This is a genomic window from Clostridium sp. AWRP (genome assembly GCF_004006395.2).
Lineage (GTDB): Bacteria > Bacillota > Clostridia > Clostridiales > Clostridiaceae > Clostridium_B.
Window position 1 is genome coordinate 3,207,841 of sequence record NZ_CP029758.2, and the last position, 13,629, is coordinate 3,221,469.

Genomic DNA, 13,629 nt, shown 5'->3' on the forward strand with positions numbered 1-13,629 from the left:
ATTTATGTTTTAAGTATACTTTAATGTATTTTAGTTGTCAATAAAATTTATAACATGTTTTTAATAATATTATTATATATGGGATTTATGGCTTAAAACTAACTTATGTCCTAAAGCATATTAGTAATATTTCAATTTAATTAGTTATCTGTCTAAAATAAAAATTACTATAGGAACATATCATTTTAATCCTATAGTAATTTAAAATAATTTTTATTCTGTTATTCTATTTTATGTTCTCCCTATATCAGAGATTTCCTATCAATTTTACCACTAGAATTCAATTTTAAATCTTTTACTATTTTTATTTTCCTTGGCTGCATATATGATTCGAGATTGTTTTTACAGTAATTTCTAATATTTTCAACAGTAAGTACATCAGTTTTTGGTACAATTACTGCACATATTTCTTCACCTTTTATTGGATGTTTTTCACCGTATACCACAGATTTAAGTATTTCAGGATTTGCATCCAGTACCTTCTCTATACTATAAGGAAGTATTTTTACACCACCTTTGTTTATGGTGTTATTTCTTCTTCCTAAAATGTATAAATTTCCTTTTCCGTCAATTTTTCCTATATCGCCAACAGAAGCTCTAGGTTTAAAGTCAGGAGCTATATATGGACTTTCTACCCATACCAGTCCATCCTTTATCCATAGCTTTACCTGCGGAAATACTTTTCCAACGCTATCTGTCATATTATTTTCTCTAAAATTTATATAAGACACATGGCCTAATTCACTTGCACCATAATATTCGCAAATGCTGGCATTTGGAAATCGATTTTTCAATAAATATACTGTTTTCGAATCAAGTTTGTCTCCTGCACTTAGTATAGAATTTACACCTCTAAGGTTCATCTTAAGTTCCTTTAACAATATTCTATAGCGTGCAGGCACCATAAATATACTCGTAACATTATTTTGTTGAATCTCCCTTATCCATCTGCCTGGATAAATGCTTTTAGAGAATACTACACTGCCACCTTCATTTAACATATGTATTACGCTGTTAAGATTTCCTGTATATGAAAGGGATCCTACAATAAAAAGTACATCACTAGAACTTATATTAAACATCTCACTTTGATATTTGAAAGCACTTGTCCAACTGCTATGATCTCTCCATATAACTTTATTATGTCCTGTAGTTCCGGAACTCAAAGCTGCAAGGAAAATACATGTATCTTCGATATGGGGTAATTTTGAATCTTCTTTATCCTCACATTCAAAATGAAATCTTTCATCTATAATACAGCATTGTTTAACTTTTTCTACTATTTTTTTTAATTTCAAGGGAGTTGTTTTAGCTTCCACTGGAATTGAAATTAATCCTGCTCTAGAACAGGCTAAAAGATTAATTATTGCGTCTATTGGATCTATATTTTTTATTATTACTTTATTTCCTGCTTCATACTTTTTTGACAAAAATACTGCCTTTTCATTTATGTTTTTTGCAAGTTCTCCATATGAAATAATTCTTTTATCAAAAGTCATACACATTTTTTCTGGATTTTTTTTTGCGTTATTAAATATTCCTGAAAAAATCAACATATTAAACTAATCACACCTCTCTATGATAGTTGCCTCTCCAAGCCCTCCTGCAACTCCTAATGTTGCCATTCCTTTTTTCTTGTTTTTATCCTTTAAAGCTTCCAAAAGATGAAGCATTATAATACCTCCTGATGCCCCATAAGGATGTCCATAAGCTAATGCTCCTCCAAATATGTTCACTCTATCTTTATGGTAATTAAAATACTGTAAAAATGCAATTACCTTTACAGCAAAAGCTTCATTTATCTCTATAAAATCCATATCATCAATTCCAAAATCATATACTTTAAGAAGCTTTCTTGAAGCAGCAATAGCCCCAAGTGGAAACAGGTTTGGGTCAACACCTGCACTTTCTCCACCAACCCATATGGCTTGGGGATGCAAACTGTATTTTTGTACCGCTTCTTCTGATGCCATAATTATAAGAGCTGCTCCGTCATTAGTACTGCAAGCATTTCCTGCGGTTATAGTGCCCTGTTCTCCAAGAACTGGGATAGCTCTCTCCATAAGCTTTAACGAAGGATTTCTTCTAATATTTTCATCTTCTTTAATGATTTTTTTATCAGTTTGTATACCGCAGATTATATCGTAAAGTTTATTTTTGCTTCTTGCTGCTAATGCCTTGTTATGGCTTTGAAGTGCCCATATATCCATATCCTTTCTAGTAATATTACAATGTTTTGCTGTATTCTCAGCCCCTTCTACCATATCAGGATCACCAATTGAATAAGGTGAGAATTGTGCTCTTTTGTAAAATATATTTTTTCCCTTATATCTAGTGTCCTTTTGATTGTACTGCTTGTTGGGAACTAGACTTGTACTTTCTGCTCCACCTGCTATGACAATATTCCTCTGACCGGATCTTATTAAATTTCCTGCTAAATTTATAGCTTTCAGTCCGGAACCACACTGAAAGTCTACAGTTGTACCAACTGTATCAAAGGGCATACCTGCTTCTAGTAAGCTGAGTCTTGCAAGATTACCACCCGGTCCAACAGCATTTCCAAGAATAATTTCCTCTATGGAATCTTTCTGGAGAGCATACTTATGTATGAGTCTGCGAATTAAGAAAGCTGCTAGTTTTTCAGGAAGAAAATCTCTTAAACATCCGTTAGTTTTGCCTATTGGAGTTCTAAGTCCTCCTATTATATAAACCTTTTTACACCTTAAATTGTTTTTTTCAGTATTAATCTTTCCTCAACTCCTTATTCAATCTTGAAGGCATAAATGTAATAATTACTGCTTTCAAGAAATCCTCATTAAAAATGGAATATACACAATTATAAATGCCTTTTTATTCAAATCTTAAAATAATTTTTCAAATTTTATATGTATAAATGGTAATTCAACCAAGCAATGTTGTCAACAATATATCTGTGTAAGGTTAACAATATAATATTTTTACATAGCTACTTTTAATGCTTTACATATATCTAACAAATTTTCAATTGTTCATTGTAGCTTATAAAATACTTTATTCTATCCTTCTTCTATACTTGTCACTTCATAACCTGCATCTTTAACAGCAGCTTCTATGTCAGAATTATTTATCTCTTGTAAACATTTTACCACTGCAGTTTTGCTATTTAAATCAACTTTAACACTTGAAATTCCATCTACTGATTCTAAAGCTGATTTAACATGATCGACACAGTGGCTGCAACTCATTCCTTCAACATGCACAATCTTTTTTATTTTGCTTTTAAAAAACATATTTAGTACCACCTTTCTTATATATATATTTTTTACACCAGAATGATTACACATAAGATTACAGTTTATGTACAAAATAAACAAATTGGGTATATAAAAAATAATTAGTTTATTTTTTATATACCCAAAATTATTAAGCATAAATTTAATTATATATTTTTGTAGGTTTATCATCCAAATCTACTTTTTCGATATTTTCTGTGTTGGGATTCACAAGAGCCACAGCTTTTTCCCTACTTAAAGTTACCATAATATTTCCATTAGCTTTATCTATAGTAACGTCAGTAGGATATCTACCTACTCTTATTTTTTTTATACTTTTAAAACTTCTCATATCCACTACACTTAAAGTATCCTCTCCTGTATTTGCCACATAACAATACGTTCCATCATAAGATATACAAAAGTTCTTAGGTTTCCTTCCCACAGCTATAGATTGAAGTACGGTGTAATTTTGAAAATCTATTAAAGACATATCATTGCTCTCTTTATTGGCTACAAGTGCGTATTTTTTATCTGGAGTAAATGAAATTTTTGAAGGATGTTTGCCTACCTCCAATTTTTTTAAAAGCTTATCATCCTTAATCTGATAAAATAACAAAAATCCTGTATCATCCTCATCTTTAGAATTTAAGGTAACTACTACCAGAATTTTACCATCCGGTGAAATTTGAATGTCCTCTGGTTTACCCTCCACGTTAATTTTACTTATAATTTGATTTGTAACCGTGTCAATCTTACATATGGTTTTATCTCCTGTAATTACAAAATAATAGGATCTGTATTCTTCCAAATCTTTAGCCATAGAATTTGACTTATACTGCATTATTATAAATCCGCTGCTTAAAAAAAGTACTACTAAAAATAAAATAAAAAAAACTTTAAACCATCTCTGATGAGTCATAGGCACCACCTCATATATGTTTTCTCTATTTTATTTTGCACCTTTTTTACCATATATATTCTTATTTATAACAAATTTTCAATTTTTAATATATTCATTGATATATTTCTACCGTAGTTTTAAGTCCAACATATTTTTTTAGTATATCCATATCTTTGTTGGATAGAGCAATACATCCATAAGTCCAGTCGTATTTAGAGCCACCACCATGTATTCCTATTTCTCCCCCAAGTGAAGTATGCCAGGGCGGCTGTTCTTTATTATTTATAGCCCATTCTATTCTGTCATAATTAATTTTACCTATGACTTTCTTATCTAAAGCTTCTTTAGCATCGTCTATATTTGGATAACTTATTCCAAAAAAATAATCATATTTACTTTTAGGATTTATATAACATATATAATAGGTTCCTTCTGGAGTTTTTAAATCCCCTTCTTTTTCTTTTTTACCTGAGGGGACTCTTCCAAGTCCAACTTTAAACCTTCCAATTAATTCATTGTTTCCATATAATTCCATTATCCTTTTTCCCTTATAAATTTTTATTGAAGTTTTTTCCGGTTTTTGCTTTGGAGCTTCAAAAAACAACTTTCCTTTTTGCGCCTGTATGTCCTTTTCGGTTACATTATTTTTAGCTGAAATATTTTTAAATTCATTTTGCCTAATATATCTTTTTATAGATAACCCAGAAATAGTTGCTATTATAGCTGTGCCAAAAACAAGAAATAACAATGGGAAAATTATGTGCTTCTTTTTCATAATCATCACTTACCTTTTGTAGTATTTTTATTATATTTTACATTAATTTATCAATCTATGCCAATTATACTCTTAATCCATTCTATTACATTTTTATTTTTCTTGTCCATTTTCTTATATTGCTTCACTCTTTGATTATATATTTTAAACTTATCGTTATAATTTTTCATGTCTACATTATATTGTTCAAGTTGAGTATTATATGCTATAACTGTATTATTCCACTTACTGGTTTCTCCTTGAGACTTTGTAGAATCTACCTGACTCTTCAATTTTTCTAAACTATTTTGCTCTTTTTGGAGGTTATTTTTCAAATTTTGAACTTCATTTTGGCTCTGCTGAATACTTAAATACATTTCTTTAGTTGTACTATTACTGGCAGAATACTCCCTGCCAGACCTTATGTCTACAAATGCCGCTACGCAAACAATTAAAAGTATTATAATTATGATAGAAATTTCAAGCAAAATAGATTTTAGCTTTAATTTTAGTTTTTCCACAGCTATCCTCTCCTACCTTAAAATAGAAAAATACTATTAAGTATATAATACACCGTACATATTATAATATTATTGGTAAGTCAGAGAATATGCTAAAAAGCTGAAGACAAAATCTCTTCGTCTTCAGCTTTTTACTACAGATATTCATTACAAGATTTAACTATATCATCTACTATTGTTTCAAGATTCAGTATATTGTGAACTGAAAAATCGCAATATGCTTTATAGATATCATATCTTTCATTATAAATCTTTTCTATTTCATTAATTCCTTTCTTTAAAAGAGGCCTCCCTGATATATCAACATCAGAAATTATATTCTCTAAAGGTCTATCTATAAAAACTACAATTCCGTTCTTTTTCAAATTTTCTATATTGCACTTCTTTTTTATTACCCCACCTCCTGTAGCTATTATAATATTTTTTTCTACACTTACTTTCTCTACTGCCTTTGATTCTAATTTTCTAAAACATTCTTCACCGTTTTTAAAGATATCTGGAATACTACATCCGTTTTCTGATTCTATATAATCATCTAAATCTATACATTTTCTATTTAATCTAGAGGCTAAAAGATTGCCTAAAGTAGTTTTTCCTGATCCAGGCATACCTATAAGAACTATGTTTTTAGTCTCTGTCTCCATAATTATATTCCTCCCTATTTGTTGTACTCTATTTTAACTAATTCATCATATATTTCATTTATAGTTTCTAAAGATATATTCTTTTTATGCCAAATTTCTTCTGCTGCCACAGCCTGTGCTACAAGCATATATAGTCCGTTTGCAATTTTAAGTCCCATTTCTTTCCCCATCTTTAAAAAAAGTGTATATTCAGGATTATATATTAAATCTACAGCTGTATTAAATTTGGCCAATATCTTTTTATTTACAGGACAATTATTTAAATTAGGGTACATACCGCAGGGAGTACAGTTCACTATTATATCTCCACTTTTTATTTCTCTGAATTTTTCATAAGAAATAACTTCAAAATCACTTTGCTTAATTTTTTCAGGATATCTGCTCACATAGATAATATTTGAGGCACCTTCATCTAAAACATACCTGACTACAGCTTTAGATGCTCCTCCTGTGCCAAGTATCACTACATTTTTATTTAATACATCTATATAATTCTTTTTTAGAGTAAGACCAAAGCCATAGTAATCTGTATTATATCCTTTTAAACTATTTTCCCTAAATTCTATAGTATTTATAGCACCTATATTCCTTGCTTCTTCTGATATATCATCCATATAGTTCATAACGGCAATTTTGTAAGGTATGGTTACATTTATTCCCTTGCATCCTAAAACTTTAAAAGCCTCCATACTTTTACCTAAGTTCTGAGGTTCTATTTCGAATAAATTATATTCTCCATTTATGCCCAATTTTTCTAAAACCAATTTGTGTATTACAGCTGAATAACTGTGTGATAACTTTTCCCCTATAAGTCCCTGCAAGTTGCTCATATGAATCGCCTCCTATTTATTTACTATCTAAAAACAATCTCCTTTGTAATTCCCCAAAAGTTTAAAATATCCGCTTTCTTCTTCTATACCCTTTAAAGCATACCTAGTATCTTTATCCATAACATTTCCATTAAAATCAATATAAAAGAAGTACTGCCAGGATTTGTTTATTATAGGTCTTGATTCTATTTTAGTCATATTCAAATTATTTTCATGAAAATATTTCAAAACATTATAAAGAGTTCCTGGTTCATGAGGCAAAGTAATTAATATACTTATCTTGTCACATTGTTTATCATTTTTTATATTTTTTCCTATTATTATAAATCTAGTGTAATTATTGCTATTATAATTTATATTTTTTTCTATTATATCAAGTCCATAAAGCTTTGCTGCATTTTTGCTTGCTATAGCAGCTTTACTTTTAACATTTTGCTCACTTATATATTTAGCACTTCTAGCCGTATTAAAATAAGGATTTAGCTTCCAATTTTTATGTTTTTGCAAAAATTTACTACTCTGCATAAATGCTTGACTGTGAGAATAAACTTCTTTTATATCGCAAATAGACGCTCCTTTTACTCCCAATAAGTTATGATTTACTTCAATACATTTTTCTCCAACTATATAAAAATCATATTTTCCTATAAGATCATAAACCTGTGGAATGCCTCCTGTAGAAGAATTTTCAATAGGAAGAACACCATACTTTATAGTCCCATTTTTTAGAGCTTCAAATACATCTTTAAAGCTTTCAAAGTTTAATGCTTCTGATTTATTTCCAAAATACTCTAACAGTGCTTCATGACTGAAAGATGCCGGTACTCCTTGAAATCCAATTTTAAATGCATCACTATTTTGCCCTTTAGACTTAATTTCACTACTTTTAGAAGATTGTTTGAATTCTCTTTTTTGTATGCTTCTGCTTATTTCCATAACATTCTTCAAAAAGGTTTTAGTTTCATCTTTTATAGATTTATCTTTAAGATTTTTCAAGTTAACCTTTATTACCTCTTCTTCTCTTGATTTATCAAGTATATCCATAGAATTTTCCATTTTATATTCTGCCACTTTGCGAGATACTTTTGCCCTCTTTTCAAAAAGTTCAATCATTTCTTTATCTATTTCATTTATTTGATTTCTTAAATACTCTAAATCTTCCAAAATATCACCTCCTGAAGTAATTTAATCTTCCATCAAATTGAGCAGTGAAAGTGCTGCAGCTGCTTCTATTACTGGCACTGCTCTAGGTACAATGCAGGGATCATGTCTTCCCTTTATCTCTAAATGTGCATTTTCTCCTTTTTCAACATCTACAGTTTTTTGAGTTTTTGATATAGATGGAGTAGGTTTTATACAAGTTCTAAATATAAGCGGCATTCCATCTGTAATTCCTCCCAAAATTCCTCCATTATTATTAGTGTAGGTTTTTATATCATTATTGTCTGATATAAAATATTCATCATTTGCTTCAGAACCCTTCATTTTTGATATATCAAAACCTTCTCCAAATTCTACCCCTTTTACTGCGGGTATAGAAAATAAAAGCCCCGAAATAGTACTTTCTACGGAATCAAAGAAAGGATCTCCTATGCCTGGTGGCAAATTTATAACTCCAGTTTCTACAATTCCTCCTAATGAGTCTCCTTCTTCTTTTACCTTTAAAATGTTCTGCTGCATTTTTTCACCACAGTTTTCATCTAAAACTGGAAATTTACTTTCAGAAAGTTTTTCTAAACTACTTTTTTCTATAGAAGTGAATTTAAAGGATTTTGGTTCTTCAATTGTACCTATACTCTTTATATGGCTGCCTATAAATATACCTTTTTCCTCTAATATCTTTCTACATAAAGCCCCTGCAAAAACTATAGGTGCTGTAAGTCTGCCTGAAAAATGTCCACCGCCTCTGTAATCATTAAATCCTCTATATTTTATTCTTCCCGTAAAATCAGCATGGCCAGGTCTTAAAAGAGAAGCTGTTTTTTCATAGTCTTTAGAATGAGTATTGCTGTTTTGTATCACTGCACAAAGAGGAGTTCCCGTGGCTCTTCCATTAAAATATCCACTTAAAATTTCAAATTCATCCTGCTCTTTTCTAGGAGTAGAAAGTTTACTAAAGCCTGGTGCTCTCCTTTTCATCTGATTTCTTATGTACTCTAAATCAATTTCTGTTCCAGCCTTTAGTCCATCTATTACAATACCTATAGCTTTTCCATGAGATTCTCCAAAAATTGATAGTTTTATCTTATTCCCCCACATTCCACTCATCTATATTACCTCCCAATTGTATAAAATCTTGCCAGAAACCAGGATATGATTTTTTAACATATTCAGCTTCTTCCATTATCATAGGATTTACACATTTTGAAGATATAACAGCCAGTGCCATTGCTATTCTGTGATCTCTCCAACTTGTAACTTTTCCTCCCTTGAGTCTTTCCTTACCATTTATAATAAGTCCATCTTCTCTTTCTTTTACATCTGCCCCAAGTTTATTTAATTCCGTAGATATAGCCTTAAGTCTATCTGATTCTTTGATTCTAAGTCTAGCTGCATTTGTAATTTCAGTGGTACCACTGCTTACAGATGCCAGTGCCGCAAGTACTGGTACTAAGTCAGGACACTGAGAAGCATCTATGTGCATTCCATGAGTTTTAGAAGGATTAACTTTTAAAGTATCACCTTTTTCTTCAATTTCAACTCCCATATCTTTTAATATCCTTATTACAACCTTATCTCCCTGAAGAGAATTCATATTAAGACTAGAGCATATAATTCCATCTCCAAGAGCTCCTGCCGTCATCCAGAAAGCGGCCTGAGAAAAGTCTCCTTCTATATTACAGTTATTTTTTTTATAGGTCTGATTTCCCTTAATTAAAAATTCTCTATAGTCTTTTTTATCCACATAAACTTCAAATTTTTTTAGCATATCCAGCGTAATATCTACATAAGATTTAGATTCAAGTTCTGTGGTCACTACTATTTTTGAATTTCCACCTAAAAGAGGCAGCGCAAACAAAAGGCCACTTATAAATTGGGAACTTATATTTCCCTTTACCCTGTATTCCCCAGGCTTTAGCTTTCCATTTATAGTTAAAGGCAATTTACCTTTAAAATTACTATAAAAAATTTTTTGCCTGTCAAATATATCATAGTAAACATCTAGAGGTCTTTCTACTAATTTATCTTCTCCCGTAAAAGTCACCTTTTCTCCTAAAGTAGCAGCTATAGGTATTAAAAATCTAATAGTAGAACCAGATTTAAAGCAGTGTATATTTGAATTTTTCATTCTAATAACAGAACTACCTGTTACATTTAAAGTATGCTTATCTCTTTTAATATCTACCCCCAAAGCTTTTAGAGCACTACAAGTAGCTTCTATATCTTCTGAAAAATCCACATTTTTTATATTGCTTTCCCCTTGAGCTAAAGCAGCACATATGAGTGCTCTATGGCATACACTTTTAGAAGGAGGAACTTGTATTTTCCCTTTAAGTTTGGTAGGTTTTATAGATACATATTTCATAAACTGCTCCCTTTCTATTTATTTGATTAGATTTTCAGGAAATAAAAAATTAGCTGCTTCAGACAATTTAGTATTTCTTATCCTGCTCTTTCCTGCTTCTTCAACCATTATTAAATTAATTTCATTTTTATCTGAAGATTTTTTATCCAGTGCTATGGTGTCTACTAAAACATTTTTATCCACACCCTGTATATAAACTGGAAGCCCATACTTTTTTAAAATATCTACCATATAAGAATAAGTACCTTCTTTAGTAATAGAAAGTTCTTCCGTTCTTCCTGTTATATATGCCATACCAATAGAAACTGCTTCTCCATGACTATATTTACTGTAATTATAATATCTTTCAACGGCATGCCCCAAGGTGTGTCCAAAATTTAGCAGCATCCTATTTCCTAAATCTTTTTCATCTTCTTCTACCAGTTGCTTTTTTATACTGCAGCATTTATATATTATATTTTCTATATTGTTCAAAGCTTCTTCTTTGCTTTTATAGGAATTTAGATCTTCTAAAATAGTTTTATCCTTTATAAAACCATACTTTATAACTTCAGCCATTCCATCACTAAAAAATCTATCACTTAAAGTTTTAAGTACCTCTGGATCTATAAATACAGCATCCGGGTGATAAAAATTTCCCACTAGATTTTTTCCCCAAGGAAGATCCACAGCTACCTTCCCACCTATACTGCTGTCTACTTGTGCCAAAAGTGATGTTGGTATTTGAACATAACTTATCCCTCTCAAATAAGTAGCTGCCGCAAAACCTGATAAATCTCCAACTACTCCTCCTCCAAGAGAAACTATTACATCCTTTCTCTTTATCTTCAATTCACACAAATTTTCATATATTTCCTTTAGCATATCCAAACTTTTGCTTTTTTCTCCCGGTTCTATAGATATGACATTTACTTTAAATCCGTTATCCAAAAAAGATTGCTTCAATTCTTGAATATATAATCGTTCAACATTTTTATCCGTAATTACAACTAAAGTTCTTCCCTCATAAACTTGGCGTAACTTTTTTCCTATGGAAGTTAAAATTCCTCTTTCCATATAAATTTTATATTGTTTCTTCTTAAGATTTATATTTATAGAAATTGTATTCACCAAAATCACCATCCTTATCTTTTAACTAATTCTCTTCTACTGGAGGATGCTTTTTCAAAAATATTTTTTATAGAATCTACATCTTTAGATATTATAGCTTTTTTTAATAAATTAATACTTTCTTCAAACTTTTCTATTTCTTCCACTAACATATCCGAATTCATAGTAAATAGTTCAGCCCACAGTGAAGTGTTAATTTGGGCTACTCTAGTTGCATCCCTAAAGCTTCCACCTGTAAATGACTTTATGTTTTCTTCATTCTGATCCTGTGAATTCATAAGAGATACAGCTATAACATGAGGAAGTTGACTTGTAAAAGTAATTACTCTATCGTGCCTTTCGGGACTTATACAAGTTACATTGCTGCACCCTATTTTTTTAGCCATTTTACCTATTAATTCAATACCTCTAGAGCTATTTTTAGCTGTAGGAGTTATTATATAATTTGCATCTTTAAAAATATCTTTGGAAGCTCCCGCAATACCTTTAAATTCATTTCCTGCCATAGGATGTCCTGGTACAAATTCCAAGTGCTGTGGCAAGAATGAATTTATTTCACTCACCACACACTGTTTTATACCTGAAGTATCCGTTATAATAGCTCCATTTTTTAAATATTTAAAGTTGTCCTTTACAAATTTAACCGTATCTTTAGGATAAAGGGCAATTATTATAAGATCAATTTCTTTTAAAAAACTTCCACCATTTTCATAGGCTCTATCTATAATTCCCATATTCAAGGCACTTTCAAGTGCCTTTTTATCATTATCTATTCCAATAATCTGCTCAGTATTTAGTGGCCTTAGGGCCATGGCATAAGACCCGCCAATAAGCCCCATTCCTACAATTGCTATATTAAGTTTAAAATCAGAATCGTCCAATCCATATTCCCCCTGTCTTAAAATTTTTATACATTTGCAGTATCATATGCTTTATGAATTCTTTTTCCTGGAATTTTGCTTATATCGTTCATCAGCTGTTCAAATACTTTTGGTTTTATGGATTGCTGTCCATCACATTTTGCATTAGCAGGATCATTGTGTACTTCTATCATAAGTCCATCAGCCCCTACTGCCACTGCTGCCTTAGCTAATGGCTCTACCATCCACCAAAGTCCTGCAGCATGACTTGGATCCACTATTACTGGAAGGTGACTCAATCTTTTTATGGCAGGAATAGCACTTAAGTCCAAAGTATTTCTTGTATAAGTTTCAAAAGTCCTTATTCCTCTTTCACAAAGTATTACATTTTCATTTCCTTCAGACATTATATATTCTGCAGACATCAAAAGCTCCTGAATAGTAGCAGAAAGTCCTCTCTTTAAAAGAATTGGCTTATTTGTTTTACCTAACTGTTTTAAAAGTTCGAAATTTTGCATATTTCTTGCTCCTACCTGTATCACATCCACATCCTCCACAAATTTGTCTATCATATCCGCAGACATAATCTCAGTTACTATAGGCAGCCCTGTTTCCTGCTTTGCTATTTTTAAAAGCTCTAATCCTCTAGCTCTGAGACCTTGGAAGCTGTAAGGTGATGTTCTTGGTTTAAATGCCCCACCTCTTAAAAATTTAGCGCCACTTTTTTTTACATCTTGTGCAATTTTTACAATTTGGTCTTCACTTTCAACAGAACAGGGTCCTGCTATAACAGCCAGCTCATCCCCACCTATAGAAGCATTTTTTACTTTTATTACAGTGTCATCCGGATGAAATAGCCTATTGGACAGTTTGTACGGCTGCTGTACCTTCTCAACATTTTCCACAAATTCATTAGCTCTTATTTTATCTGCATCCACTTTTGTAGTATCTCCAACAAGTCCTAATATAGAACATTCTTTTCCGTTTATTACATTCACTGTTACCTCATTCTCACTTTCAATTTTTTGTTTAAGCATATTTATCTCTTCCTGTGTGGTTTGTGGTCTCATAATAACTATCAATTTTTAGTACCTCCTAAAATTTTATATTATTAACTTCTACGCTAGCTTTAGAAGTTATTTACCTTGAAATTTTAATTAATGATATAAAAAAGGCAGGGCTCCTAATGAGCTCTGCCTAAATTAATCAAATACATTTTGTGTACGTAA

General features: G+C 31.0%; 14 protein-coding genes. All 14 read right to left on the minus strand.

From position 1 onward, the window contains the following. Positions 1-242: 242 nt before the first annotated feature. A complete protein-coding gene (locus tag DMR38_RS14725) occupies positions 243-1,556 on the minus strand; it encodes an AMP-binding protein (protein ID WP_127722011.1) in 1,314 nt (437 codons plus the stop codon). 6 nt (positions 1,557-1,562) lie between these two features. Continuing rightward, complete coding sequence (locus DMR38_RS14730) at positions 1,563-2,747, minus strand: thiolase family protein (RefSeq protein WP_127722012.1); 1,185 nt, start codon at positions 2,745-2,747, stop codon at positions 1,563-1,565. 288 nt (positions 2,748-3,035) lie between these two features. Continuing rightward, positions 3,036-3,269 carry a heavy metal-associated domain-containing protein gene (locus DMR38_RS14735; protein WP_127722013.1) on the minus strand — a complete coding sequence of 78 codons (234 nt, stop codon included), beginning with the start codon at positions 3,267-3,269 and terminating at the stop codon, positions 3,036-3,038. A 145-nt stretch (positions 3,270-3,414) separates the two neighbouring features. Further along, positions 3,415-4,173, minus strand: a complete 759-nt coding sequence (locus tag DMR38_RS14740; protein WP_127722014.1) for a YncE family protein — start codon at positions 4,171-4,173, stop codon at positions 3,415-3,417. A gap of 94 nt (positions 4,174-4,267) precedes the next feature. Then, positions 4,268-4,930 carry a L,D-transpeptidase family protein gene (locus tag DMR38_RS14745; protein WP_127722015.1) on the minus strand — a complete coding sequence of 221 codons (663 nt, stop codon included), beginning with the start codon at positions 4,928-4,930 and terminating at the stop codon, positions 4,268-4,270. A gap of 50 nt (positions 4,931-4,980) precedes the next feature. Further along, a complete protein-coding gene (locus tag DMR38_RS14750) occupies positions 4,981-5,430 on the minus strand; it encodes a hypothetical protein (RefSeq protein ID WP_127722016.1) in 450 nt (149 codons plus the stop codon). A 134-nt stretch (positions 5,431-5,564) separates the two neighbouring features. After that, complete coding sequence (locus DMR38_RS14755; protein WP_127722017.1) at positions 5,565-6,074, minus strand: shikimate kinase; 510 nt, start codon at positions 6,072-6,074, stop codon at positions 5,565-5,567. A 14-nt stretch (positions 6,075-6,088) separates the two neighbouring features. Then, positions 6,089-6,904: a shikimate dehydrogenase gene (gene aroE / locus DMR38_RS14760; protein WP_127722018.1), complete on the minus strand. Its 816-nt coding sequence runs from the start codon at positions 6,902-6,904 to the stop codon at positions 6,089-6,091. 27 nt (positions 6,905-6,931) lie between these two features. Beyond that, a complete protein-coding gene (gene pheA / locus DMR38_RS14765; protein ID WP_127722019.1) occupies positions 6,932-8,068 on the minus strand; it encodes a prephenate dehydratase in 1,137 nt (378 codons plus the stop codon). A gap of 21 nt (positions 8,069-8,089) precedes the next feature. After that, the gene (gene aroC, locus DMR38_RS14770; RefSeq protein WP_127722020.1) at positions 8,090-9,172 is read right to left on the minus strand and encodes a chorismate synthase; all 1,083 of its coding nucleotides are present in this window, start codon (positions 9,170-9,172) and stop codon (positions 8,090-8,092) included. Continuing rightward, positions 9,150-10,430, minus strand: coding sequence for a 3-phosphoshikimate 1-carboxyvinyltransferase (gene aroA, locus DMR38_RS14775; RefSeq protein ID WP_127722021.1), 1,281 nt, complete (start codon positions 10,428-10,430; stop codon positions 9,150-9,152). The genes aroC and aroA overlap by 23 nt, the downstream gene beginning before the upstream one ends. A gap of 18 nt (positions 10,431-10,448) precedes the next feature. Then, positions 10,449-11,486 (minus strand): 3-dehydroquinate synthase, encoded by a 1,038-nt coding sequence (gene aroB / locus DMR38_RS14780; protein ID WP_347562552.1) that lies wholly within the window; start codon positions 11,484-11,486, stop codon positions 10,449-10,451. A 68-nt stretch (positions 11,487-11,554) separates the two neighbouring features. After that, on the minus strand, positions 11,555-12,421 hold the full coding sequence (locus DMR38_RS14785; RefSeq protein WP_127722023.1) for a prephenate dehydrogenase: 867 nt from the start codon (positions 12,419-12,421) through the stop codon (positions 11,555-11,557). Positions 12,422-12,447: 26 nt separating this feature from the next. Next, positions 12,448-13,482: a 3-deoxy-7-phosphoheptulonate synthase gene (gene aroF / locus DMR38_RS14790; protein ID WP_127722024.1), complete on the minus strand. Its 1,035-nt coding sequence runs from the start codon at positions 13,480-13,482 to the stop codon at positions 12,448-12,450. Positions 13,483-13,629: the final 147 nt, after the last annotated feature.

Excerpts from the sequence above, each read along its gene's own strand:
- DMR38_RS14725 (WP_127722011.1), bottom strand. The coding sequence starts at position 1,556 with ATGTTGATTTTTTCAGGAATATTTAATAACGCAAAAAAAAATCCAGAA.
- DMR38_RS14735 (WP_127722013.1), bottom strand. The coding sequence starts at position 3,269 with ATGTTTTTTAAAAGCAAAATAAAAAAGATTGTGCATGTTGAAGGAATG.
- DMR38_RS14740 (WP_127722014.1), bottom strand. The coding sequence starts at position 4,173 with ATGACTCATCAGAGATGGTTTAAAGTTTTTTTTATTTTATTTTTAGTA.
- DMR38_RS14745 (WP_127722015.1), bottom strand. The coding sequence starts at position 4,930 with ATGAAAAAGAAGCACATAATTTTCCCATTGTTATTTCTTGTTTTTGGC.
- DMR38_RS14755 (WP_127722017.1), bottom strand. The coding sequence starts at position 6,074 with ATGGAGACAGAGACTAAAAACATAGTTCTTATAGGTATGCCTGGATCA.
- aroE (WP_127722018.1), bottom strand. The coding sequence starts at position 6,904 with ATGAGCAACTTGCAGGGACTTATAGGGGAAAAGTTATCACACAGTTAT.
- aroC (WP_127722020.1), bottom strand. The coding sequence starts at position 9,172 with ATGAGTGGAATGTGGGGGAATAAGATAAAACTATCAATTTTTGGAGAA.
- aroA (WP_127722021.1), bottom strand. The coding sequence starts at position 10,430 with ATGAAATATGTATCTATAAAACCTACCAAACTTAAAGGGAAAATACAA.
- aroB (WP_347562552.1), bottom strand. The coding sequence starts at position 11,486 with ATGGAAAGAGGAATTTTAACTTCCATAGGAAAAAAGTTACGCCAAGTT.